The sequence below is a fragment of the Persicobacter diffluens genome, assembly GCF_036244895.1.
GTDB classification, from domain to species: domain Bacteria; phylum Bacteroidota; class Bacteroidia; order Cytophagales; family Cyclobacteriaceae; genus Persicobacter; species Persicobacter diffluens.
In genome coordinates this window covers 2,638,311-2,662,464 of the sequence record NZ_BQKE01000001.1, presented here as the reverse complement: position 1 = coordinate 2,662,464, position 24,154 = coordinate 2,638,311, and the positions used below count along the sequence as shown (strand labels likewise).

The 24,154-nt window shown below is 42.6% G+C and carries 20 protein-coding genes; 8 read left to right on the top strand and 12 right to left on the bottom strand.

Going from position 1 to position 24,154, the window contains the following annotated elements; translation table 11 throughout:
• Window positions 1-18 precede the first annotated feature (18 nt).
• Window positions 19-1,794 (bottom strand): ABC transporter ATP-binding protein, encoded by a 1,776-nt coding sequence (locus AAA970_RS10775; protein WP_338237116.1) that lies wholly within the window; start codon window positions 1,792-1,794, stop codon window positions 19-21.
• Between the two features lie 62 nt (window positions 1,795-1,856).
• Window positions 1,857-2,645, bottom strand: coding sequence for a tRNA pseudouridine(38-40) synthase TruA (gene truA, locus AAA970_RS10770; RefSeq protein WP_338237115.1), 789 nt, complete (start codon window positions 2,643-2,645; stop codon window positions 1,857-1,859).
• 402 nt (window positions 2,646-3,047) lie between these two features.
• Between truA and AAA970_RS10765 the strand changes: the two genes are divergently transcribed.
• On the top strand, window positions 3,048-3,518 hold the full coding sequence (locus tag AAA970_RS10765) for a DUF4293 domain-containing protein (protein ID WP_338237114.1): 471 nt from the start codon (window positions 3,048-3,050) through the stop codon (window positions 3,516-3,518).
• A 741-nt stretch (window positions 3,519-4,259) separates the two neighbouring features.
• Here AAA970_RS10765 and AAA970_RS10760 read toward each other — a convergent pair.
• The 6 genes from AAA970_RS10760 to AAA970_RS10735 all read right to left on the bottom strand — a co-directional run bounded on the left by AAA970_RS10760 (window position 4,260) and on the right by AAA970_RS10735 (window position 9,868).
• Entirely contained in the window at window positions 4,260-4,673 is a 414-nt protein-coding gene (locus AAA970_RS10760) for a hypothetical protein (protein ID WP_338237113.1), read from the bottom strand.
• Window positions 4,674-4,708: 35 nt separating this feature from the next.
• Window positions 4,709-5,338 carry an ABC transporter ATP-binding protein gene (locus AAA970_RS10755; RefSeq protein WP_053405611.1) on the bottom strand — a complete coding sequence of 210 codons (630 nt, stop codon included), beginning with the start codon at window positions 5,336-5,338 and terminating at the stop codon, window positions 4,709-4,711.
• A 68-nt stretch (window positions 5,339-5,406) separates the two neighbouring features.
• Window positions 5,407-6,180 (bottom strand): acyl-ACP--UDP-N-acetylglucosamine O-acyltransferase, encoded by a 774-nt coding sequence (gene lpxA, locus AAA970_RS10750; RefSeq protein WP_053405610.1) that lies wholly within the window; start codon window positions 6,178-6,180, stop codon window positions 5,407-5,409.
• A complete protein-coding gene (locus AAA970_RS10745) occupies window positions 6,180-7,565 on the bottom strand; it encodes a bifunctional UDP-3-O-[3-hydroxymyristoyl] N-acetylglucosamine deacetylase/3-hydroxyacyl-ACP dehydratase (RefSeq protein ID WP_053405609.1) in 1,386 nt (461 codons plus the stop codon). Before AAA970_RS10745 ends, lpxA begins: the two co-directional genes overlap by 1 nt.
• A 25-nt stretch (window positions 7,566-7,590) precedes the next feature.
• Entirely contained in the window at window positions 7,591-8,613 is a 1,023-nt protein-coding gene (gene lpxD, locus AAA970_RS10740; protein ID WP_053405608.1) for a UDP-3-O-(3-hydroxymyristoyl)glucosamine N-acyltransferase, read from the bottom strand.
• 28 nt (window positions 8,614-8,641) lie between these two features.
• Window positions 8,642-9,868: an HD domain-containing protein gene (locus AAA970_RS10735; protein WP_338237112.1), complete on the bottom strand. Its 1,227-nt coding sequence runs from the start codon at window positions 9,866-9,868 to the stop codon at window positions 8,642-8,644.
• 138 nt (window positions 9,869-10,006) lie between these two features.
• Between AAA970_RS10735 and porX the strand changes: the two genes are divergently transcribed.
• The 3 genes from porX (at window position 10,007) to AAA970_RS10720 (ending at window position 13,334) form a co-directional block, all read left to right on the top strand.
• A complete protein-coding gene (gene porX / locus AAA970_RS10730) occupies window positions 10,007-11,560 on the top strand; it encodes a T9SS response regulator signal transducer PorX (RefSeq protein ID WP_053405606.1) in 1,554 nt (517 codons plus the stop codon).
• Between the two features lie 120 nt (window positions 11,561-11,680).
• Complete coding sequence (gene tsaE, locus AAA970_RS10725; RefSeq protein ID WP_253275671.1) at window positions 11,681-12,115, top strand: tRNA (adenosine(37)-N6)-threonylcarbamoyltransferase complex ATPase subunit type 1 TsaE; 435 nt, start codon at window positions 11,681-11,683, stop codon at window positions 12,113-12,115.
• Window positions 12,108-13,334 (top strand): alanine dehydrogenase, encoded by a 1,227-nt coding sequence (locus AAA970_RS10720; RefSeq protein WP_053405605.1) that lies wholly within the window; start codon window positions 12,108-12,110, stop codon window positions 13,332-13,334. The genes tsaE and AAA970_RS10720 overlap by 8 nt, the downstream gene beginning before the upstream one ends.
• A gap of 330 nt (window positions 13,335-13,664) precedes the next feature.
• Here AAA970_RS10720 and AAA970_RS10715 read toward each other — a convergent pair whose 3' ends face one another.
• Entirely contained in the window at window positions 13,665-15,224 is a 1,560-nt protein-coding gene (locus AAA970_RS10715; RefSeq protein ID WP_338237111.1) for a hypothetical protein, read from the bottom strand.
• Between the two features lie 251 nt (window positions 15,225-15,475).
• Between AAA970_RS10715 and AAA970_RS10710 the strand changes: the two genes are divergently transcribed.
• The 4 genes from AAA970_RS10710 (at window position 15,476) to leuB (ending at window position 19,806) form a co-directional block, all read left to right on the top strand.
• Window positions 15,476-16,618, top strand: a complete 1,143-nt coding sequence (locus AAA970_RS10710) for a 2-isopropylmalate synthase (protein WP_072159058.1) — start codon at window positions 15,476-15,478, stop codon at window positions 16,616-16,618.
• 115 nt (window positions 16,619-16,733) lie between these two features.
• Window positions 16,734-18,122, top strand: coding sequence for a 3-isopropylmalate dehydratase large subunit (gene leuC, locus AAA970_RS10705; protein WP_338237110.1), 1,389 nt, complete (start codon window positions 16,734-16,736; stop codon window positions 18,120-18,122).
• Between the two features lie 20 nt (window positions 18,123-18,142).
• On the top strand, window positions 18,143-18,727 hold the full coding sequence (gene leuD, locus AAA970_RS10700; protein ID WP_053405602.1) for a 3-isopropylmalate dehydratase small subunit: 585 nt from the start codon (window positions 18,143-18,145) through the stop codon (window positions 18,725-18,727).
• Between the two features lie 2 nt (window positions 18,728-18,729).
• Window positions 18,730-19,806, top strand: a complete 1,077-nt coding sequence (leuB, locus tag AAA970_RS10695; protein WP_338237109.1) for a 3-isopropylmalate dehydrogenase — start codon at window positions 18,730-18,732, stop codon at window positions 19,804-19,806.
• A 625-nt stretch (window positions 19,807-20,431) separates the two neighbouring features.
• Here leuB and AAA970_RS10690 read toward each other — a convergent pair.
• From AAA970_RS10690 to AAA970_RS10680, 3 genes are all read right to left on the bottom strand, one after another.
• Complete coding sequence (locus AAA970_RS10690; RefSeq protein WP_338237108.1) at window positions 20,432-21,817, bottom strand: GAF domain-containing protein; 1,386 nt, start codon at window positions 21,815-21,817, stop codon at window positions 20,432-20,434.
• A gap of 171 nt (window positions 21,818-21,988) precedes the next feature.
• Window positions 21,989-23,167: an acetyl-CoA C-acyltransferase gene (locus tag AAA970_RS10685; protein ID WP_338237107.1), complete on the bottom strand. Its 1,179-nt coding sequence runs from the start codon at window positions 23,165-23,167 to the stop codon at window positions 21,989-21,991.
• A 308-nt stretch (window positions 23,168-23,475) separates the two neighbouring features.
• Window positions 23,476-23,967 (bottom strand): hypothetical protein, encoded by a 492-nt coding sequence (locus tag AAA970_RS10680; RefSeq protein WP_053405596.1) that lies wholly within the window; start codon window positions 23,965-23,967, stop codon window positions 23,476-23,478.
• Window positions 23,968-24,154 lie beyond the last annotated feature (187 nt).

The following is a 24,154-nucleotide window of genomic DNA, read 5'->3' as shown; positions in this document are numbered from 1 at the left end:
GTAATTTTGCGCGCTTGTTTATACTTGCTGCCCTTTCAGGCTTTTAAACTGCATTTGGTGCAAACGCGCATAATAACCATTTTTGTCCAACAGACTTTGATGGTCGCCTTCTTCCACGATATGGCCTTTGTCTAAGACTAAAATCTTTTCTGCATTTTGAATGGTGGACAGACGGTGAGCAATCACAATGGCAGTACGGCCTTTCATTAAGCGTTCAATGGCGGTCTGAATCATTTCCTCTGTTTCAGAATCCACAGACGAAGTGGCTTCATCCAAAACAATGATGCTGGGTTGGTAAACGATGGCTCTTACAAAAGAAATTAACTGGCGCTGACCAACGGAAAGGGTCGCTCCGCGTTCCATGACATTGTAATCAAAGCCACCTGGAAGTTTTTCAATAAAATCCAATGCACCTACCAAACGGGCTGCATCCTGAATTTGCTCATCAGTAATGGATTCATCCCCTAATCGAATATTCTCCCGAATGGTATCTGAAAAAAGGAAGACATCCTGCAATACCACTCCAATATTTCTTCTTAAAAAGGAAAGCTGATAGTCTTTTACCGGAATCCCATCAATTTTTATGCTTCCTTTCTGAATGTCATAAAAGCGATTAAGTAAATTGATGATGGATGATTTTCCCGCTCCGGTGGCCCCAACCAAAGCAAGGGTATGTCCCTCTTTTACTTCAAAAGTAATATCTTTTAGGACAAAATTCTTTTCATCGTAGGCAAAGCTGACATGGTCAAAAGAAACATCGCCTTTGATGCCATCTGTAATAAGTTCACCATTATCAGCAATTTGGTCTTTGCTATCCAACAAATGGAAAATTCGGGAAGCCGATACAACACCCATCTGCAGGGTATTGAACCGATCGGCGATCATGCGAATGGGGCGAAAGAACATTTGAATGTACATGATAAAAGCAATGAGAATACCGGGCGTTACCCGGCTGTCTTCCAAAATTTCCTGTGCTCCATACCAAACCAGCAATCCGATAGAGGCCGCAGAGATAATCTCCGCCACCGGAAAATAAATAGAATAATAAAGTACTGATTTTAGATTGGCGTGTCGGTGTTTCTTATTGATCTCCACAAATTTCTCATACTCTCTCTCTTCACTGTTGAAGATTTGCACAATAGACATCCCCGTTATGTGTTCCTGTACGAAGGAGTTCAATTGAGCTACTGCATTTCGGACATCGGTAAAAGCCACTTTGATTTTTTCTTTGAATATATAAGTGGAAAAAAGCAGAATGGGAAGTGTGGAAAGGCTGATCAAAGTGAGTCGCCAGTCGGTATAAAACATGATGGCGGTGATGACAAAAAGCTGCAAAACATCCCCGATGATGGCTGCGACTCCCTGACTGAAAACCTCCGCGAGGGTTTCAATATCGGAAACGGTACGGGTTACCAGTCGACCGATGGGGGTATTGTCGAAAAAGCGCAACTGTAAACTCAGCAAATGATCGTAAAGCTGATCCCGAATATCTTTAATGGTGTACTGCCCCAGCCAACCCGAGATATAAGTGTGCAGGTAGGTGACGATTCCCTGTAATACCAAAAGGCCAATCAGGAGGATGGTCATGTTCAGTAAGCCCGGGAAATTGCCATTGGCCACATGCTCATCTATGGCGATATGGATAAGGTAGGGGCGCAATGGGCCAAGTGTAGCGACTCCTATAGTGAGGAGCACTAAAAAAAGAAACTGTTTCCAGTAAGGTTTTACAAATTTGAAAAGGCGCTTTAGGACTATGGAGTCAAATACCTTTCCGCTAATATTTTCGTCTTTCAATGGTTTTTCGCTTGCCGTCTTATACTAAAACGTTTGGTCAAAAAAAGGTTAATGTCTTGTTCTTATTTATTGGACGCTCCCTCCATAAATGGATAAAGCACTTCGCTGAGGTAAAGTCCGTCTGCCGGAACCGATCGTCCCGCAACAGACCGATTTTTACTTTGGATGACTTCCTTGACGCCTTCAGCCGGCATTTTTCCTCTGCCCACTTCCAGTAAAGTTCCCACCACTGCGCGTACCATATTTCTTAAAAAACGGTTGGCCGAAATATGAAATATCAATCTGCCGGTTTTTGATTCATATTCCCATTCCGCCTTATAAATGTCACAGAAATAATTGTTCACATCAGTCTTTACCTTGGAGAAACACTGAAAATCCTGTCGTCCCAAAAGAAAGTCCGCTGCCTGATTCATGGTAGCTATATCCAGTTTTTCTTTGTGAAAATAGCTTAATTCCTGTAAAAATGGGCTTCTTTCCAGGTGAATATGGTATTGATAACTTCTTTTGGTGGCGTCAAAGCGGGCATGTGTCTCATCTCCGACCTTGAATAAATTTTTGATTACGATATCGAAGGGCAATACTGCATTAAATTTATACTGATATAATGCAGTATCCAGCGCTCTCTCATGGTCAAAATGCGCAAATTGCTGCATAGCGTGCACCCCGGTATCGGTTCTTCCACTGCCGACTATCGCTGTGGCTTGACCCAAAATTTTGCTGAGTGCAGTTTCAATTTCTCCCTGAACCGTTTTTACTTTTTGATTCTTTTGGCTTTGCCAGCCATGGTATGCCGTGCCTTTATAGGCGATTTCAATAAAATAGCGCAATTGCTTTCCTTCTTTTTGTAACAAAATAAAGCATCCCTCTGATAATTCTCAAATCTATGAGCATGTTTAAAAGCCAAAATTCGCAGCGAAAATTTGAAGTATGGCAGAAGCGAATCAGCATTATTTTGATCGAATAGCATCGCTATTGTTGAGCAATTATCTGAAATCGCTTCCAATAATTCGGACTTGAAGCCGGAGGGTGTGCTTTGAAGCACGCTCCAGGCGGCTATAAATAGAGGAATAAGGGTGACCCTGCCTGATTTTTTTGTCAGGCATATTTTGACCAGTCTCCGGTAGTTTCTTCCTTAAGCGTTTGCTCCTGAAAAAATATAGTATTTTGTGTGGCTTTTGTTTCAGCTTCTTGCCGGATTGTTTTTCACCTGAGGGGATTTTTGTAATTTTGTCGCTGAGAAAATAATAATCATTATGATACAACGTATTCAGACCGTTTTTTTATTCCTGGTATCGGTTTTATTGATTGCCGCCTGTTTTTTTCCATTGTGGTCTTACCAGCCTGAGGGAGGAGATGCCCATGAATTATTTTTGACCGGTTATCAGCATATAGTAGATGCTGAAATGGTAAAAGAAAATCTTCCGTACGGATTATTGGGAATGCTGGCCATTGCCGCAGCCACGATTTCAGCCATCTCTGTTTTTCAATTTAAGGATCGGATGAAGCAATTGAAGCTAGGGTATATCAACGCCTTTATGATGTTGGCCATCATGGGTGGAGGACTTTACTTCATTAATATGGAATTGATGGAAAGCGTTGGCGCTAAAGGTGCTTACGGCATTGGTTTTTGGTTGGTGATCGCTGCGGTGGTTTGTAATATGGCGGCCTCCAAGTTCATTCGTAAGGACGAAGAGTTGGTGCGCTCCATGGATCGTATGCGCTAGTACAAAAAATAATTTCGATAAGGAGCCGGCTTTTCTTGTGAATGGCCGGTTTTTTTGTGTCTGCCTGAATAAGGTATTCATCTTACGTTACTCGTTTTTCCGGAAGGAAGCCCTATTGCCGCTAATTTTCATTTTTAACCGGAATTATTTACCAGTAGATTTAGTAGGTTATTATGAAGGGGTGATGATCATTTTATTACGGTTGGTAAAGCTGATTTTTTTATCGCTCAAAATTGGGTGAGCTCGCTTGCTTCTTATTCATTTGCTTGGTTAGAAAACCCAAAATAGGAAAACTTCTTTCATTTTACCGCCTTGCAGCTAATGAGGATTTAAACCGAATTATTCACCGCTAATTTTAGAGGCTACTGTAAGAGGCCGACTATCACTTAGTTGTTGTTTGTCCCGCCAAATTTCCGATAGTCCAAATTTGGGTAGGCTTGCTTTCTCCTCATTCATCTGCTTCGTTGGAAAAAATTCGAAATTGGAAACTATTCCTTCATTTTTTTCGCCTTACAGCTAAACGAGGATTTAAGTATTTATAATCCGGCTTAAGCAAGAATATTCCGGCTTAAAGCCGGGCGATGTTTTTTTGAGATGGAGTAAAACTCAGGGAGGATTGCGCGGTATTTTATTTTTAAAGAGGGTTAGGATAAATGTCCATATAAAAAAAGCGACCTGCTTTATCAAAACAGGTCGCTTAAAAAAAGCCTCCAGTGGAAATTGAGGCTTTATATTGTTTTTTTATTTTGTCATTCGAAGGGTGTAAGTACCCACACCTTTCACTTTTGCTGAAGAAGCAGAGTTAGTGAAATTGATGGTCATTTCTTCCGCAGAAATGCTGTTGATTGTGATGGCATTAACAGTACCTCCTACAGAAAGTGCAGTAGTAGAAGAACCTTCAAAAGCCCAGTCAGAACCGAAAGCACCTGCGATCTCCGCATCAATACCACCTTCTTTTAATGAACCACCAGTGAATTCTTCGTTAGTTCCGAATTCTAATGTTAGTGCATCAAAAGCGGTATCATCGCCTAAGATTGTCTCGGCAGCAGTCCACTTGCCTTCTAATAATTTCGATTGTGTTTCTTGTTGTGATGGAGGAGTTGGCTCCGGATCATCACTACCACAAGAAGTCATCACAGCTACAGCTGCGAACATAAAAAACAATTTTGCAACTTGGTTGAACAGCTTTGTCATTTTTTGAACAAGTTAATGTTTAAAATAAAATTTGCATGTGTATACTCAAAAGGTTGATTAGAACCAATGATGACGCATTGATCCCTCAACCATTTTTGACAGTTTTCAGTGTACCAATTAATTCCCCACTCATCCAGATTGGATGTTGGCTCGTCTAAAAATACTAAAGGACATTTGGTCGCAAAAGCCAGGCCAAGACGCACCCTTTGTTTCATTCCCGATGAAAAAAATTTGATGGGCTTATCGGTATGTGCTTGTAAAGATAGGAATTTTATTAAAATATCAATGGAGAAATAATCTTTTAATTCCTTAAAGCGAAAGTGGAATTCTAAAAATTCACGCAGTGTTAATTCTTCCGGTAGTTCTAAATAGGGGGCGACATAGGTCAGGTGTTGGAAGAAATCATCTCCGTGGATTGTTTTTTCTCCCACCAGGTATTCTACTGATCCTTTGGTGGAGGGGGTAGTTCCCGCCAACACTTTCATTAGGGTGGATTTTCCACTGCCGTTTGGGCCGGTGATGGCGTAGGTGTTTCCACTTTCAAAAGTATAGTCTAAACCGCGGAAAACCCATTCGTTGATGTAGCGTTTGGCAGTTTGTTTCGCTATGATTTTAAACTCTTCCATGCATAAAAAATGACAGCCACACTGAAAGCTTATTTCAATGTGGCTGAAATTAATGAAGCGCAGATCAATTATTTGATAATTCCACGCTCTGAATTTCTGATGAAGTCCAGAATTTGATTTCTCTCTTCTGTAGTTGGAATTTCACTTTCCGCTACGGAAGTGGCTTTGGAAATATTGTATCCGCGATTGAAAATCGTGCGGTAGGTCTCCTGAATAATGTTAATTTGTTCGGAGGAAAAATTTCTTCTTCTCAAACCAACAGAATTAATACCACTATATCCACCCTCACGGGTAGTCATGGCGAATGGAGGAACATCTTTCCCTAGTCGGGTACCACCGGCTACCATAGTGTGGGCTCCAATCTTACAGAACTGATGCACCGCAGTAGTTCCACCAAGAATCGCCCAGTCTTCAATGATGACGTGCCCTGCCACCTGTGTTGCATTACCCAAAATACAGCGATCCCCCACAATACAATCATGGGCAATGTGTACATAGGCCATTAGCAAACAGTGAGATCCTACCACGGTTTTATGGCGGTCTACAGTCCCACGGTGAACCGTTACATATTCCCGAATGACCGTATGATCACCAATCTCTGTGGTGGAATATTCTCCTGCAAATTTAAGATCCTGTGGTGTGCCTGAAATAGCCGCTCCACAGTGAATCTCACAATTTTTTCCTATACGTGCACCGTCCATGATCACGGCGTTAGGACCTACCCAGGTGCCTTCGCCGATTACCACGTCTTTATGCACGGTAGCAAATGCTTCAATGGTTACGCCTTCACCAATTTTGGCTTCCGGGTGAACATTTGCCAGTTTACTGATATCTCCTTTCATTAGTCTTTAGGTACAATTCTAGCGGTCATTTCGCCCTCACACACCAAATCATTGCCAACGTAAGCCTCGCCTTTCATTTTAGCAATTCCCCTTTTTATCGGAGAGATAAGCTCACATTGTAATATAAGGGTGTCCCCCGGTTTTACCATTTTACGGAACTTCACCTTGTCCACGCCAAGGAAGTAAGTCCAGTGATTTTCAGGGTTTTCGTAATTCCCTAGTACCAAAATCCCTCCGGTTTGTGCCAATGCTTCAATCATTAACACGCCAGGGAATACTGGGTTGTCCGGGAAATGGCCTGTAAATATAGGCTCATTAATACTAACATTCTTAATTCCCGCTACATATTTGCTGTCCAGATGGAAAATTTTGTCCACCATTAAAAAGGGAAAGCGGTGCGGTAGCATTTCGGATATTTTGTTAATATCGCAAACTGCGGGCATTTTTGGATCGTAATGCGGGATATTGCTGTGGGTCTCCTGCATCATCTTTTTTAGCTTTCGGGCAAAGGCCACATTGGCGGCATGCCCTGGTCGTGCAGCCATAATTTGTCCTTTCAAAGGACGGCCTGCCAGTGCTAAATCACCGATAACATCGAGCAGTTTATGTCGGGCTGGCTCATTTTTATAGCGCAGCTCCACATTGTTCAGGAATCCCTGATTGACCACGATGTCTTCCTTGTTAAATATTTTTTGCAGGCGATCCATCTGCTCTGGCTGTAATTCGCGGTCCACAATCACGACGGCATTGTCAACATCTCCGCCGCGAATCAGGCCTTGCTCATACAACATTTCCAATTCATGCAGGAATACGAAAGTCCGGCATGGGGCAATCTCTTTTTCAAATTGCTTAATATGGGTGATGGAAGCGTGCTGCGATCCCAGAATTTGGGAATTATAATCCACCATTACGGTCAGACGGTAATCGTCTGCTGGCATGGCGGCAATATCAATATCTTTTGATTTGTCGCTATAATAAACGCTCTTAGGGATTTCGAAGTAATTTCGAAGGGCATTCTGTTCTTCAAGACCGGAATCCTTTAAGGCTTCCACAAAAAGAATAGAGGAACCGTCGGCAATTGGTGGTTCAGGACCATCCAGCTGAATAAGGGCATTGTCAATTTGTAAACCTACTAAAGCCGCCAATACGTGCTCCACAGTATTTACTCTGGCTTCTCCCTTTTGCAGGGTTGTTCCGCGAGAGGTATCTACGACATAGTCAACATCTGCCTCGACAATAGGTTGGCCCTCTAAGTCAACGCGCTGAAATTTATAACCGTGGCCCGCTTCTGCCGGCAAAAAAGTCATGGTCGCCATTTGACCCGTATGCAATCCCACACCGGAAACTGAGACCGGTTTTTTTATAGTGTGTTGCTTAGTGTTCATTGATAAATATAATTGGAGGGCAAAGTTAAGTATTTTCTTTTAATTCTTTCAACTCTGCTTCCAATTGAGGTAATTTCTTGAATACAGAGTAAGAACGAAGATAATCCTTAAGGTTGTATGCAGGAGAACCCATGAGTACTGCACCCTCTTCTTTTACGGATTTTAAAATTCCGGCCTGCGCACCGATGGAAACTTTGTCTGCCAATTGAAGGTGTCCGGCAACGCCCACCTGACCAGCAATGGTGGCGCCATCTCCAATTTTTGAAGAACCGGAAATGCCCGTTTGGGCTGCAATAACAGAATTCTTACCGATGGAAACATTGTGGGCTACCTGTATCAGGTTGTCAAGCTTTGCGCCTTCTTTGATGATGGTGGAGCCCATGGTAGCGCAATCTACGACCGTATTAGCGCCGACGCTCACGTTATCTTCCAGGATGACATTTCCCATTTGCGGGATCCTTTTATAGGTGCCATCCTCCTGTGGGGCAAAGCCAAATCCATCAGAACCGATTACCGCATTGGCATGGATATAACAATTTTTACCGATTACGCTGTCTTTATAAACTTTAGCGCCGGCATCAATAACAGTATTGTCACCAATTGTTACATTATCTCCAATGGCGGCATGCGGATAGATTTTTACATTGGTCCCCATTTTTACATTTTGACCAACATAAGAAAAGGCCGCACGATAGCCATTTTCTCCCATGGTAGAGCCTTCACCAATAAAGGAAGGTTCCTCTACGCCGGTTTTAGCATTTCTTTGAAATTTATCGACTTCCTCCAAAAGAGCAGTAAAGGAAGAGTAGGCATTTTTTACCCGGATGAGTGTAGTACTAAAGGACTGCTTAGGTTCAAAGTCTTCATTCACTATTACTCCACCAGCATTGGAGGTGTATAAGTAGTTTTCGTACTTTGGATTGGATAAAAACGAGATGGCTTCTGGTCCGGCTTCTTCGATTTTTCCTATAGTATTGACAGTTTTGTCGCCGTCACCTTCAATGGTGCCGCCCAAAACTGCAGCAATCTGATTCAGTGTAAATTCCATTCAGTCTCTGTCCTTTTTCAAAATTCAATCACAAAGATACATTTTTGGATAAGCATAGATAGTATTTTTTTACAATTTTGCTCATTGCCGTGATGTTTGGTAGGTCTGAAGCAGATTCCAAATCCACAATTTCCCCATCTTTTTGTAATATAAGTATCTGATCGCCATGGTTTAAGTAGGCGGAGTTCGATACGGCGCCATGGGCCATCAGGAAAGAAGCTTCTTGTTCACTTATCTTAAAATAATCACAAACTTTTTTTAATCCAGCCTTAATCGAGGGGGTTGGAATTTGTTGATTTTTGAGTTGAATTTTAAATATTTCGCGATTGAGTAATTGATGGCTTAATAGGGAAAGTACGCGGTCGGGATGATTCCCCCAGGTTTTCATGGCCGCGATGATGTCATAATCATCTAATTTTACAAAATATTGAGCGGCCAGGTCGAGCTGATCGAAATTTTTGTCCACGGGCTGTTTCAGAAAAAATGTCAGGGCCTCAGAGGCCGGAACATTTTCTCCGTTTCTGGCCAAAAATTGCGCTCTCTGAATCAGCTTGATTAACATTTGCTCTGCAGCCAGGGCGGTCTTGTGCAGATATACCTGCCAGTACATGAGTCGGCGGGCGTTAAGGAAATTCTCAATGGAGTAAATGCCCTTTTCTTCCACCACCAGTTGATCCTGATCCACTGCTAGCATTTTAATAATCCGCTGAGCGCCTATGGTACCTTCGTGCACCCCGGTAAAGAAGGAGTCCCGTTGTAAATAATCCAGGCGGTCCATGTCCAGTTGGCTGCTGATCAACTGCCCGAAGAATGGCCGCTCGTATTCCTTTTTGTACATTTTGATGGCTAAATCCAGGCTGCCATTCCAGGATTTATTGATCTTTTCCATCAAAAAAAGCGAGACATCTTCATGATTAACATTTTTTAACAAAGTAAATTCCAGCGCATGTGAAAAAGGGCCATGACCCAGGTCATGAAGCAGGATAGCGGCCTTAGCGGCAAGGATTTCACTGTCAGAAATCTCCACACCCCGGTCTCGTAATTGTTCTAGTGCTCTGGTCATCAGGTGCATGGCGCCAATGGCATGATGGAAGCGGGTATGCATAGCTCCGGGATAGACCATGTCTGTAAGGCCCAACTGGCGTATTCTGCGAAGTCGCTGAATATAAGGGTGTTCGATTAGGTCGAAAATGAGCTCATCTTTGATGTTGATGAAACCATACACCGGGTCGTTGATGATTTTCTTCTTATTCAAGGGCGCTTTTACTATTTTGCTATCGGATTGACTAAAAACTATAAATTTTTGCCAACGTAAATAGCAGTGATATTGGGAAGATTTTTACTTTTGAAATCCCTATTAATTATAATTAAAGAAACCAATAATCCTTGATTTATGCAAAGGTACAAGATATTGTGGGCAGATGATGAAATTGAATTTTTAAAGCCTCATATTTTATTTTTAGAGAAGAAGGGCTATGATGTAACGGCAGTAAACAGTGGGGCAGACGCGCTGGAGGAAGCGGGGAATGAACATTTCGATGTGGTGTTTTTGGATGAGATGATGCCGGGGATGACCGGCTTGGAGACTTTGCATCAAATTAAGAATATCCGTCCGAACCTCCCGGTAGTGATGATCACTAAAAGTGAGGAGGAAGATGTGATGGAGCAGGCGATCGGTTCCAAGATTGCCGATTACCTGATTAAACCGGTGAACCCGAATCAAATTTTGATGGCCGTGAAGAAAATCACGGACAATAAACGTTTGGTTTCGGAGAAAACGAATCAAAATTATCAGCAGGAATTCCGAAATATCTCCATGGCTTTTATGGATGATATGAACCATGAAGAATGGGCGGAGATTTATAAGAAGTTGACTTATTGGGAGCTGGAGATTGAGAGTTCTGACGATAGTAGTATGTCCGAGGTATTGGAGATGCAGAAGTCGGATGCCAATAATAAATTTGCACGATTTGTCATTGATAATTATGAGGACTGGCTGAACGATCCGGAATCTGACCGTCCGGTGCTGGCGCACAATCTGATGAAGCAAAAGGTGTTCCCGGTGATGGAAAACGGGAAGCCGACTTTCATGCTGTTGATTGATAATTTACGATGGGATCAGTGGTCCATTTTGGAACCATTATTCAGTCAGTATTTCAAAATTGATCAAAGAGAGACTTTCTATTCCATTTTGCCGACTACTACGGCCTATGCGAGAAACGCCATTTTCTCCGGTCTGATGCCTTTGGAGATGTCTAAGCGCTATCCTCATCTCTGGGTAGGCGATGAATCTGATGAAGGGAAGAATAATCACGAGCACGAATTCCTGGAAGAGCAGCTGAAGCGAATGCGTTTGGACTATAAATGGTCTTATCATAAAATTAAGCAGCTGAACCAGGGTAAGCAATTGGCGGAAAGTATTCATAATCTGATGAATAATGACCTGAACGTCATAGTCTATAACTTTGTGGATTTACTTTCTCATGCCCGGACAGAGATGGAGGTGATCCGCGAATTGGCGCCTAATGAGTCGGCTTATCGTTCCTTGACCAGATCCTGGTTTGAGCATTCACCTTTATTTGACATTGTTCAGCGATTAGCCAATAAGGATGTAAATGTGGTGGTGACCACAGATCACGGAACGATGCGTGTGAAGCGGCCTTATAAAATTATCGGGGACCGTAATACGAATACCAATCTACGCTATAAAGCCGGAAAGAACCTGAGCTTTAATGAAGGAGATGTATTGGTGAGCCGTAATCCTGAAGATCTGCATTTGCCAAAGCAAAATGTATCTACGGCCTACGTGTTTGCGGTGGAGGATAGCTTCTTTGCTTACCCGAATAATTACAATTACTATGTAAAATATTATAAGGACACCTTCCAGCATGGAGGAATTTCAATGGAGGAAATGATTTGTCCTTTTGTATCCATGGTGCCGAAATAAGGTCAGCTGCTAAAATTTAGCCGTATTTAAAGGGAAGTAAGCTTTTTTCTATCAAATTTGTAAAGAAGAAAGGATACTTTCCTTTGTTGTTTTAAGACAGTATCAAAATTTTTTTGCATTTTGAAAGAACAATTGATCATCGAGACTCACCGCTTGGAGGATTTGCCGCAGGCAGCAGCAAAGATGTTGGCCTTTGGGAGAGATTACCCTGTTTGGTTAATGAATGGGGAGATGGGAGCAGGCAAAACGACCTTGACCATTGCGCTATGTAAAGCATTGGAAGTGGTGGATGATCCGACTAGTCCGACTTATTCCCTGGTAAATGAGTACAGAACCAAGGCGGATCAGGCGGTTTATCACTTTGATTTTTATCGAATCGATGAGGAGGAGGAAGCGGAGGAAATGGGTGCGGAGGAATATTTTTATTCCGGAGATTTTTGTTTTATAGAATGGTCATCCATGATCCCTAATTTGATTCCTGATCGTCATTTACTTGTGGAAATTGAAGCGGTTGATGAATCACATCGGTTAATAAAACTAACCAAAAATGGCTAAACAGACTCCTTTTGGATTTTCAAAGTTGGCGCAGGAATCCTTGCTGACGCAGGAGAAACCAGCGAAAATTTCTAAAAAGCAGCAATCACTTCAAATCGGTTTACCGATGGAACGTTCCATGCAGGAAAATCGGGTCGCGCTTACCCCTGACTCCGTCGGGCTGATTGTGGCCAATGGGCATGAGATAGTGGTGGAAACCGGGGCGGGTTTATCTTCTAACTTTTCTGATGACGAGTATGCAAATGCCGGGGCTAAGGTGGCTTATTCCTCCGAGGAGGTGTTTGAGTGCCCGGTGGTGCTGAAGGTGGAGCCTGCAACCATAGAGGAGTTGGACATGATGAAGCCGCAGTCCACCCTGATTTCTGCCATCCATTTGGGGACGATGTCTTCGGCCTATTTAAAAAAGATAAAACAAAAGCGACTGACTGCTCTGGGTTTTGAATTATTAGAGGATAAATCCGGAGGAATGCCTGTGGTGCGGGCCATGTCGGAGATTGCCGGGATGAATGCCCTCTTTATCGCTTCAGAATATTTAAGTAATGTTCGCAATGGGCGGGGGGTGATTCTCGGTGGAATTACCGGGGTAGCGCCGACTAATATTGTGATATTAGGAGCAGGAACGGTTGCAGAGTATGCAGCGCGGGTGGCCTTTGCATTAGGTGCTCGTGTTCAGATTTTTGATAATCAGATTTATAAACTTCGTAGACTGAAGTCAGCACTAGGGCATAATATTGCCACCAGTACAATTGATACGGAAACCTTAAGAACCGCCCTGCGTTCTGCGGATGTGGTGATTGGCGCTATTCGTCCGGAAAAAGGTAGGAATCGATATTTTGTGACGGAGGAAATGGTGGGGAGCATGAAGCCCAATTCGGTGATTGTTGACATTACGATCGATCAGGGCGGTTGTTTCGAAACTTCCCGCCCCACCACTCATGAATCTCCCACATTTCGGAAATTTGAGGTGATACATTATTGTGTGCCTAACATTCCTTCCAGGGTGGGACGCACAGCGACGACCGCATTAAGCAATATTTTTACCCCTATCATATTGAAAGCGGGCGATCATGGAGGAGTGGAGGAGATGATGTTTATGGAGGAATGGTTCCTGAAAGCGGTTTACAGCTATAAAGGTTGCCTGTCCAATGAGGCCATTGCCAATAAATTTGATATGGAGTTTAAAGATTTAAATCTGTTTGCTCCACCTTCCATGGAGTAATAAAAAAACCGCTGAAGAAAAGTTTTCCTCAGCGGTTTTTTTGTGGTTTAACCTAGATGAATTCATGCTTAAATCCTCGTTTTGCTGTAAGGCGGAAAAAATGAAGGAATTTTTCCTATTTCGAGTTTTTTCCAACCAAACAGATGAATGAGGAAAAAGTAAGCTTTTCCAAATTTAGGCTATTAAAAATCAAAGAAAACAAGCTGTAATAAGTTGCAAATAAGCTATTTACTCTTATTTAATAAATTTAGCGGTGAATAATTCGGGTTAAGCTTCGTTTGTTATTACTCCAGCAAAACAAATGGCTGAATAATTCGGCTTAAAGCACCTTTATATTTTCATCCCCTTGAGGGTGACTTCACATCTTTCCTGGACGATTTCAGAAATACTGCGTTTTTCAATTTTAGAATCCAGCCAGACCAAAAGATCCAGATAAAGGAAAGGACGCTGCTCCCTTGGATCTTCTCTAAGTTGATGTAAAATCGTTCGGTATTTTTTAAATTCCTCCATTAGCTGATCATGTGCCAAATAAGGGAGTCTTCGGATAAACCTCAGGATCACCCGCTGCACTTCATATAATTCACTTTCTTTCATCAGGAATCGGTAAGTGGACTTAAGTAAATATTCCAGATAATCGTATTCCTCCAGTTCAAAATAGCAGATTACTAATAACAGGCGCGCAAAAGCATGAAGATCTCCCCTGAGCTCTGTGTCTTTGAAATCAACAATCCTGTTGAGGTATTTAATGGTGGTGTGGTAATCTCCATCCCCAAAATAAAGGCAGGCAATTTTATAATAAAGAGATAGGACAATGTGGTTATCCAGGTTTCGTTTATAAAGAGCAAGGCCTTCCTCTATCACGGGAACTTCTTTTATGCCTTCCTTATACTGCCCATCCATAAAATGCTTATTAATCAAATGGGTCGAGCGGGTCGTGAATTGCAGGATCCGAATATTCTCTATGTTCATCAATGGCTCTTCTTCATGAACTGCCTCTAATTCCTGAAAGATTTCATTGAACTTGCTGTAATAAGCCGAAAGAAAACAGGCATTCAGTAAGTTGTCAAGCCCCTTAATGTACATGTCTGGAATAATGGACTTCATTTCCGGTTGATCCGCAAATAGTCCCACCCATTTAGAACAATATTTATAAGCATTTCGGAAATCCTGAGTCAGGTAGTAATACCATTGTTTGGCATGATAAAGGTTAAGTTTTTCGTGAAAAGTTAACTCTTCTTCCACATATTCTGGCAGTCCTTCCTGGTACATCCGGTCTGCCTCTTCCCGGTAGGCGCCATCATAGGTATGTCCCTTTTTGAGGAAAAGCCCATATAATCGAATGGCCAAATTTGAAAAAAGAGACATTCTTTGGGAAATGGTATTGATCTTATCTGATTCCCGCGTCAGGTCTTCCGCGCGCGTTGAAATACTACGTGTAATGAACTGGCTTTCAATTCGCTTTTCAAACTCAATAATGGTTTTGATCTGGCGAATCTGATGGTATTTATAGGCCAAAGATTTAACCTTATCCAGAATTTTCAGACTTTGCATATAAAGCCCCCGATTGTACAGAATCTTAGCGTAGTCAATTTGTTCCCGAATGCTGATGGCAATATCACTGTTCTTATAATTCAGGCGGAGACTGGTAAGGAGCTGTTTGTACAAGTGTGCTTTAAGATTAGATAACTGCACTTTTTTGATGTCCTTGGCTTTTTTCATTAAAAGCACCTCATCATATTCTTCCTGCTTATCTATCAGGTCAAATAATTGTAGAAATTTTGCTCCCTCGGAACTACTGTTTCTTTTTACATAGAGCTTGAAGTTCCGTTTTTCGGATTTTGAAAGGGATTTTACCAGTTGAAAAAGATGGTCGGTTTGCTGCTTAGCCATAGTATCTGTAATTCCTGAAAAACAGGGGTAGAAAGCTGTTAGTCAAGGTTTTTGTGTTGTTAAAGTCCGTTTTGGGCTTCGTATAAGATTGTAATTTATGTTTTTCCTACAAAGCCCTATTCCAATACATTTGAAACCATAATAAGATAATAGAACGGGAATATCCCACGGAATGGCTTCAGATAAAAGTCTAAAAAAATATTTTTTTGTTAAAAACCCTAATGAATATATCCTAATAACGATTCACAAATATGGATAAAGAGAAAGTATATATCTTCGATACCACCCTAAGAGATGGTGAGCAGGTGCCGGGATGCCAGCTAAATACTGATGAAAAGGTAATTGTAGCGCAGGCCCTGGAAAGCCTCGGCGTGGATATTATCGAGGCAGGCTTTCCCATTTCCTCTCCTGGTGATTTCGAAGCGGTGGAGGCAGTGTGTAAAGCCGTGAGGGAGCCCGTAATTTGTGCGCTAACCCGAGCAGTGAAAAAAGACATTGAAGTAGCTGCCCAATCATTAAGATATGCCCACAGAGGTCGTATTCATACCGGAATAGGGACTTCAGACTATCATATAAAATATAAATTCAACTCGAATCCGGAAGAAATCATCCGACGCGGAGTGGAAGCAGTAAAATATGCGAAGAACTTTGCTGAGCAGGTGGAATTTTATGCAGAAGATGCCGGACGTACCGATAATGAGTTCCTGGCACGTGTGGTGGAGGCCATGATTAAGGCCGGTGCAGATGTGGTAAATATTCCGGATACTACCGGTTATTGTTTACCAAACGAGTATGGGGCTAAGATCGCCTACCTGAAAAATAACGTTCCCAATATCGATAAGGCGATTATTTCAACGCATTGTCATAATGATTTGGGAATGGCGACAGCCAATTCAGTTGCGGGGGTAATGAATGGTGCGCGTCAGGTGGAAGTTACCATGAATGGGATTGGCGAACGTGCAGGGAATACCTCCCTGGAGGAAGTCGCCATGATTTTGAAAAGTCATCCATATTTGGATCTCTATACCAAAATTCAATCCATCCAATTAGCCAAAACCAGCAAGCTTGTCTCGACGATGATGCGTATGCCGGTACAGCCTAATAAAGCGATTGTGGGAAGAAATGCTTTTGCGCATTCCTCCGGCATCCATCAGGATGGGGTGTTGAAACACCGTGAAAACTATGAAGTGATTGATCCTAAAGATGTAGGGGTGGATTCTTCCGAAATTATTTTGACTGCTCGCTCAGGTCGTGCAGCATTACGCTACCGTTTGGAGGGCATTGGCCACAAAGTAGAAGGCGGAGCGTTGGACTCTATCTATGAGAAATTCTTAAAAATGGCAGATGAGAAAAAGGTGATTGAGGATAATGACCTTCACCTGCTTATCGCTTAAATAATATTCATTTGGGTTTATGTTGTTCGAAAGGCATTGCAGCAATTGCTGCAATTCGCCTTTCCTTTTTTGCCCTACTATCGGATGCCTAGCCATCCTACTCAACAATGCAGCAATGATGAAAAAGACCTTATTTGATAAAATCTGGGAAAAGCATGTGGTTAAAGAAATTGAAAATGGCCCATGCGTTTTTTATATCGATCGTCACTACGTTCATGAAGTGACTTCCCCACAAGCCTTTGCCGGTTTGGATGCGCGCGGAATGAAAGTGCGTCGTCCGGATTTAGTGACCGCAACGGCTGATCACAATGTTCCGACCATCGATCAGCATCTGCCGATCAAAGATGAGCTTTCAGCTAAGCAGGTGAAAACCCTGGAAGAGAACTGTGCCAATCATGGAATTGAAGCTTTTGGTTTGAATCATAAACACCAGGGGATTGTCCATGTGATTGGTCCGGAAATGGGATTTACCCAGCCGGGTATGACCATCGTTTGTGGTGATTCGCATACTTCCACCCACGGTGCTTTTGGCGCGATTGCCTTTGGTATTGGTACTTCTGAAGTAGAGATGGTGTTGACCACCCAGTGTTTGATGCAGCGTAAGCCCAAGCAAATGCGAATCAATGTGGATGGAGCGCTAAAAGCAGGCGTTACCGCTAAGGATGTGGTGCTTTATGTGATTTCTAAACTAACGACTTCCGGTGGGACGGGGTATTTTGTAGAGTTCGCAGGTTCTACTTTCCGGAATATGACCATGGAAGAGCGAATGACGGTTTGTAATATGAGTATCGAGATGGGGGCACGTGGAGGTTTAATTGCCCCGGACCAAACCACTTTCGATTATTTGGAAGGTCGTCAGGAAGTGCCTAAGGGCGCTGACTTCGAAAAAGCAGTAGCCGAATGGTCTCAGCTATTTACAGAAGAAGAAGCTGTTTTTGATAAGGAATACCATTATGATGCCCAGCAGATTCCGGCCATGATTACTTTCGGAACTAATCCGGGAATGGGGATTGGCTTGAGTGATCATATTCCAACAGCAGACGAGGTGGATGATACGGAGAAACGCACCCTTGCCAAGGCTTTGGATTATATGGATTTCCGAGAAGGAGATGCCATTGCAGGTAAGAAGATCGATTATGTGTTCATCGGATCCTGTACTAATGGCCGTATCGAAGATTTACGTGCCGTTGCGGAGGTGGTAAAAGGCCATAAGAAGGCGGATCACGTGACCGCATGGATTGTTCCAGGCTCCAAATTAGTGGAAGAGCAAGCTATTGAAGAGGGGATTAAGCAGGTATTGAATGAGGCGGGATTTGAGCTTCGTCAGCCGGGTTGTTCTGCGTGTCTGGCCATGAATGATGATAAAATTCCGGCAGGAAGCTATTGCGTTTCTACCTCTAACCGAAATTTCGAAGGCCGTCAAGGTCCTGGTTCCCGTACGCTTTTGGCTTCGCCGATTACTGCAGCGAAAGCAGCGATTTCAGGAGTGGTAGTGGAAGCATAATTTTTTATTGAACGAACATCATGGAAAAGCTAAAAATAGTTAATTCAACTTATATTCCACTTCGCAATGAGAATGTGGACACTGATCAGATTATCCCTGCACGTTTCCTGAAGGCTACTTCCCGTGAGGGCTTTGGAGATAATTTATTTCGCGACTGGAGATATCAAAAAGACGGATCGGTGAATGAAGATTTTATTTTCAATACCGGCAAATACAGCGGTAAAGTATTGGTGGCCGGGAGAAATTTCGGTTCCGGTTCCTCTCGTGAACATGCTGCCTGGGCAGTTTATGATTACGGTTTCCGCGTGGTAGTTTCTTCAGCCTTTGCCGATATTTTTAAGAATAACTGTACCAACAATGGCTTGTTGCCGGTAGAGGTGTCTCCTGAATTTTTGGAGGAACTTTTCAGCCGCGCTGAAGCAGATCCTAAAACCGAGGTAACGGTGGATTTGGGGGCGCAGACCATTAAAATTGAGGGCACTTCACTTTCAGAATCTTTTGAGATCAACGGTTACAAAAAACACTGCCTGATGGAAGGTTTGAATGATATCGACTTCCTGTTGAGCATTACCCCTGAAATTGAAGCATACGAACAAGCAAAATAAAGATGTCTAAAGTCACTAAGAATATAACTGTTTTACCGGGCGATGGAATCGGTCCGGAGATTGTTGCTCAGGCACAAAAAGTGCTTCAAGCCGTGTCGGAAAAGTATGGAGTAAATTTTGAATTCACCGAAGGATTGATCGGCGCCGCTGCCATTGATGCCACCGGTGACGCGCTACCAGCGGATACAGTAACCGCCTGTCAGCAAGCGGATGCTGTTTTGCTGGGTGCGGTAGGCGATCCAAAATTCGATAACGACCCGAATGCCAAGGTGCGTCCGGAGCAGGGATTGTTGGCCATTCGTAAAGCCTTGGGCTTGTTTACCAACATTCGTCCCATCCGTACTTTCAATGCACTATTGGATCAAGCACCGATTAAACCGGAGCGTTTGGAAGGAGCCGATTTCGTGATTTACCGCGAGCTGACCGGAGGGATTTATTTTGGCGCCAAAGGTAAAGAAGGTGAAGACAAAGCTTATGACCACTGTGTTTACGAGCGTTCTGAAATTGAGCGAATTGCACACCTGGCATTCAAAGCTGCCACTCAGCGCCGCAATAAACTAACCTTGGTGGACAAAGCCAATGTATTGGAAACCTCCCGCCTGTGGAGAAAAGTAGTACAGGAAATGTCCGCGGATTATCCTTCTGTAGAAGTAGATTATCTGTTTGTGGACAATGCCGCCATGCAGGTGATTTTGAATCCGAAACAATTTGATGTGGTATTAACCGAGAATATGTTCGGGGATATCATCTCGGATGAAGCCTCTATCATTTCCGGTTCTTTGGGGATGTTGCCTTCGGCTTCTGTCGGAACAGGCTCTTCCCTTTTTGAGCCGATTCACGGTTCTTATCCTCAGGCTGCCGGTAAAAACATTGCTAACCCAATGGCCACCATTTTGTCTGTAGCGATGATGCTGGACCACTTGGAGTTGTTTGATGCCGCAGAGGATGTGCGCAAAGCCGTTGACTTCGCTTTGGATGAAGGATTTGCCACAGAGGATGTGAACAAAGCCGCACCGCAAAGTACTACCGCAGTAGGTGATTTTATCGCTGCGCAGATAAAAGATACAGTCTCAGCTTAATTAAAAGTCCTTTAACACCTTTTTATTAAGAATATTCTGTTGTTTGTTACCCGCTTTTACTTGAAAGAGTAGAGTGGGTTTTTTTGTGTCTTTTTCGGGGTGATCTTCCTGAGGTTGTTTGAGACATCGGTAGGGGCGCTTTTTTAGCCAACTGGCTTCACTTAGATCAGTAAAAAAAGGAGCTTCAATAATTTTGCTGGCCCTCTCTATTTGCCAGGACGAACTGAGTATAGTGGTATTTGCTCAATTATGCACTACCAGATTCAAAATAACTAACCTATTAATTCAATACCTTGCGTTGAGGGTAGTTTCAAAAATTTTACCACACCCTATTTCGGTAAGCTTGCTTTTTGCCTATTCAATTGCCTGTTGGGGAAAAAAATGAAATAGGGAGCTGTTGGTTTATTTTCCCCGCCTGTATCTGATTGAGGGTTTAAGCATGAACAATCCGGCTTAAGGATGTATTATTGCTTCGGTTGAGACTCGAGGCTTTGTTTGAAAAATAACTTTTTTGTTTTTTTGGTAGCGCCTCACATCATTACTAATGAATTTTGTAATAAATCTATAGTAAATAAAAAAGCCCGGAATATTTCCGGGCTTTTATCATTTTTTGAAAGCCTACTTTTTAGACTTGCTGAAGTCTTAATTTTAGGTTTTCTATTTCTTCATTTTTAGCTGCTAACTCTTTCTGGAAAGCGAGGGTTCTTCTTTCTGCCTCTTCCTGAGTAGCAGTAAGCTCTTCCATATTTTGTCTCATTTCTTCTTCTTGCGCTCTTAGCATTTCGGCATTCATCTGCGATTCTTCCAAAAGCTTTTGCGTACGAATATTCACACGATGATTCATCACGAAAGCCGCCACACTTTGGCCCATATTTTCAAGGAAGGTAATCTGGTGTTCCGGAATAATATCGAAGGAGGCCAATTCAATTACGGCTACCACCTCTTCATTGTAAAGGAAGGGGATAATAATCAGGTTGGTCGGGTTCGCACTTCCAAGGCCGGAAGTAATATTTACATAATTCTCCGGAATTTCGGTGAGGAAGATGCGTTCCTTTTCTAAAAAGCATTGCCCGATAAGTCCCTCTCCAATGTTGATTCGCTTGTCCAGGTACTTTTTTCGATCATAGGCATAGCAGCCTGCCATTTTAAGGTATTCGTCATTGTTTTCCTGGTTTTCTACCAAAAAAACAGCTCCCTGGTTAACACCCATATATTTTACCAAAAAGCTAAGTAACTTATCAAATACGGCATCCTTATCCTCTTCTGTTCGAAGTAAGTGATCTACTTTGGACTGTCCCTCAGCGATCCATTGTCGTTGCTTGTCCTCTTCCTGTTTGATCTCGATTTCACCGATGTATTTATTCAGCTCGTCGTTCTTCACCGACATCTCTTCTTGTTGCTTTTGAACATCCTTCATCAATACCAAAGTTTTATTCTGATTTTGGGTATTGATATAACGGAAGGTCAACATGATAAAAAACGCAATAATCAGGGCGGCAAACACTGCAATGTAATGCATGAATCCGGTAGTGAAAACCGAAATATCCATATCATTAATGTTTTTACCACTGGCCGTTACCAGGTAAAAGAAACCTCCCAGGGCAATAAGGTTGGCAGCAGCAAAAAGACTTTTTTCTTTTTTGGTGAACAACAAAAAGCCTACTAAAGCGAATGATAATTGCAATAGGGCAAGGCCTACAATTAATTCATCTCCAGGTTTTCTTAATGCAGTGTGGTATAAAGACAAAGCGATGACCGAGCCAATAATTAAAGCTAGACGACTGATGTCAATCTGCTTAAATTTGTTCAGCAATAGCGGAGAAGCAAAAAAAGTGGTTCCGATAATAGGGTATATAATACCGGTAGGGAAAACGAAAGCTGAAATTAAGGTGAAAGCAAGACCTACTATAGTAAGAAAAAACGAAATAATATTCGTTAACTGATAATTAAACTCTTCCTCTTCCGAAAGGCCTTTCGGAAGGGTGGAGAGAAGGATAGATTTTAGTGACATTTTACAATCAATACAGGTTGGTGAGTAAAACTTCTAATTTTGTTTTAATATTAATATGCCTGTTAATTTAGGGATTGAAAATGAGAATCTCAAAAAAGTTATAAAATACTAAAAAAAAAGAAGGCGTGGTTTCCCACGCCCTCAGTTTGCAGAAATAAAACTCCTCGGAGTCTATTGTCTTTCAATTATTATAGCTGTAGCACCGCCTCCTCCGTTGCAAATTCCTGCAACACCAAGGTTACCAGTTTCTTGTCTTAATGCACTTAATAGTGTGATTAATATCCGGGCACCGGAGCAGCCTAGTGGGTGTCCTAATGCAACAGCGCCTCCGTACACGTTAATCTTGGTAGGATCCAATTTGAGTTTCTGGATGTTGGCAATGGCGACAGCCGCGAAAGCTTCATTGATTTCGAAAAAATCAATGTCTTCAATTTGCTTTTCGGCTTTTGACAATGCCTTTTGGATAGCTACTGTGGGGGCTGTGGTGAACCAAAGTGGGTCCTGAGAGGCATCGGCAAATGAAATGATTTTAGCTAAAGGTTTCAGTCCTAATTCCGCTACTTTATCTCCACTCATGAGCACCACTGCGGCAGCGCCGTCATTAATAGTGGAGGCATTGGCAGCAGTGACGGAGCCCTCCTTATCAAAGACGGGCTTTAAGTGCGGAATTTTATCCAAATTAACGTTTCGGAATTCCTCATCCTCTTCCATAATGATGGGCTCCCCTTTTCTTTGTGGGATTGCGATGGGCGCTATTTCAGATTTGAATTTACCAGCCTCCGTCGCACTTTTTGCTCGCGTATAGGATTCCACCGCATAATCATCCTGCATTTGGCGCGTAATTTTCATTTCTCTGGCCGTATTTTCAGCACAATTGCCCATGGGGAATTTATAATAGGGCTCAAAGAGCCCATCCTGCACCAGCCCATCCACTAATTGGACGTGTCCGAATTTATTCCCGGTTCTGGCTTTTGGCTGGTAAAATGGAATGTTAGACATGCTTTCCATGCCTCCTGCTACGACTACCTCATTTTGTCCGCTCATAATGCTTTGAGCCGCAAGTGTGACCGCTTTAAGGCCGGAGGAGCACACTTTATTAATCAGGGTGGAGGGGATTTCATATCCGAGTCCTGCTTTTACGGCGACTTGTTTGGCAGGGGCTTGTCCCAGATTGGCAGCAACCACGTTTCCCATGAATATTTCATCTGGTTGGAAAGCATTTTGGGGCAGTTTGTCTAAAGCAGATTTTACGGCATGAGCACCAAGTTCAGTGGCGGAGAAGCCGGAAAGTTTGCCCATAAAACTTCCCATCGGGCTGCGGGCTACCGACACGATAAATACATCTCTCATTTCAGGTTTTGGGTTTGTTGTTTATTTAAAATACAATTTTTAACTGTATTTTTCAAATGGAAAAACCTGAATAATAGTGTGATGGTGACGGCGTTAAGCCGGATTACACCTTTTTACCTCCTCGTTTCGCTGCAGTTGGAGAAAAGGTAGGATTAAGCTCCTATATCGTTTTTTTCAACTAATCGGATGAAGGAAGACATAGTGACTACCTCAAAATTTGACCTATTAAAAAAAATGGATCTATTCAAAATGCGCAAATAATGCAAATGTTATAGTAACTCCCTGAACCTAGGGGTGGATAATTCGGGTTAACATTCAAAAGCCTCTCCCAGAAAGAAATAGCAATGAGATCCTAAATGTCCTTTTTGAAGCCATTCACAATAGCGTTTCATGCCATTTACGGTGATAAGCAGACGGGCCTTTTGATGAATGATTTTCAGCATATTGGCAGGGAAACCGGTAGGGGTTTCTCTGCAAAGAAAGTCGGTATAATGCATTTCCTCCTGCAAAAGGTTGATTTCGCGGTGTTCATTCATAAAATCTTCCAGCCACGGGAAATACCTACCTTCCATTTCCAGTAATTGATCGTGGGCCTCGGAGCCGAAAGCCATTCGAAGCAGGACCTGAAATTGCCGGTTATCTTCAAAGGCCATGGCCACCTGAGTGCTGAGGTAAAGATTGCCTATGTTTTTTTCTTTTTCGGCCAGGAAATATTGGGCAGAAACGGGCGTTCGGGCCCATTGCGGAAAGTGGGATTCGTTAAAGAGGGATTCCAGTTTTCGGTATCTATCAAAAATCATAGGTATGCTTTAGAAAGATTACCGATTCCCGTCCGAATTGTTTGTTGAATCTGCGTGGATTCTTGCCAAATACCGGCAGAAGGGTGTTTTTAAAAATTGGGCGATTGGTTTTCTATTATAAGCGCATGTTTAAAACCGCACTTCCCGACTGCAAATTCGAATTATTGGAGGCGATATTGGATAATTT

Bases quoted from the DNA above. Each gene is read 5' to 3' on its own strand.
- AAA970_RS10765 (WP_338237114.1), top strand. From the start codon at position 3,048: ATGATACAACGTATTCAGACCGTTTTTTTATTCCTGGTATCGGTTTTA.
- AAA970_RS10760 (WP_338237113.1), bottom strand. From the start codon at position 4,673: ATGTTCGCAGCTGTAGCTGTGATGACTTCTTGTGGTAGTGATGATCCG.
- AAA970_RS10755 (WP_053405611.1), bottom strand. From the start codon at position 5,338: ATGGAAGAGTTTAAAATCATAGCGAAACAAACTGCCAAACGCTACATC.
- lpxA (WP_053405610.1), bottom strand. From the start codon at position 6,180: ATGAAAGGAGATATCAGTAAACTGGCAAATGTTCACCCGGAAGCCAAA.
- AAA970_RS10745 (WP_053405609.1), bottom strand. From the start codon at position 7,565: ATGAACACTAAGCAACACACTATAAAAAAACCGGTCTCAGTTTCCGGT.
- lpxD (WP_053405608.1), bottom strand. From the start codon at position 8,613: ATGGAATTTACACTGAATCAGATTGCTGCAGTTTTGGGCGGCACCATT.
- porX (WP_053405606.1), top strand. From the start codon at position 10,007: ATGCAAAGGTACAAGATATTGTGGGCAGATGATGAAATTGAATTTTTA.
- AAA970_RS10720 (WP_053405605.1), top strand. From the start codon at position 12,108: ATGGCTAAACAGACTCCTTTTGGATTTTCAAAGTTGGCGCAGGAATCC.
- AAA970_RS10715 (WP_338237111.1), bottom strand. From the start codon at position 15,224: ATGGCTAAGCAGCAAACCGACCATCTTTTTCAACTGGTAAAATCCCTT.
- AAA970_RS10710 (WP_072159058.1), top strand. From the start codon at position 15,476: ATGGATAAAGAGAAAGTATATATCTTCGATACCACCCTAAGAGATGGT.
- leuC (WP_338237110.1), top strand. From the start codon at position 16,734: ATGATGAAAAAGACCTTATTTGATAAAATCTGGGAAAAGCATGTGGTT.
- leuD (WP_053405602.1), top strand. From the start codon at position 18,143: ATGGAAAAGCTAAAAATAGTTAATTCAACTTATATTCCACTTCGCAAT.
- leuB (WP_338237109.1), top strand. From the start codon at position 18,730: ATGTCTAAAGTCACTAAGAATATAACTGTTTTACCGGGCGATGGAATC.
- AAA970_RS10690 (WP_338237108.1), bottom strand. From the start codon at position 21,817: ATGTCACTAAAATCTATCCTTCTCTCCACCCTTCCGAAAGGCCTTTCG.
- AAA970_RS10685 (WP_338237107.1), bottom strand. From the start codon at position 23,167: ATGAGAGATGTATTTATCGTGTCGGTAGCCCGCAGCCCGATGGGAAGT.
- AAA970_RS10680 (WP_053405596.1), bottom strand. From the start codon at position 23,967: ATGATTTTTGATAGATACCGAAAACTGGAATCCCTCTTTAACGAATCC.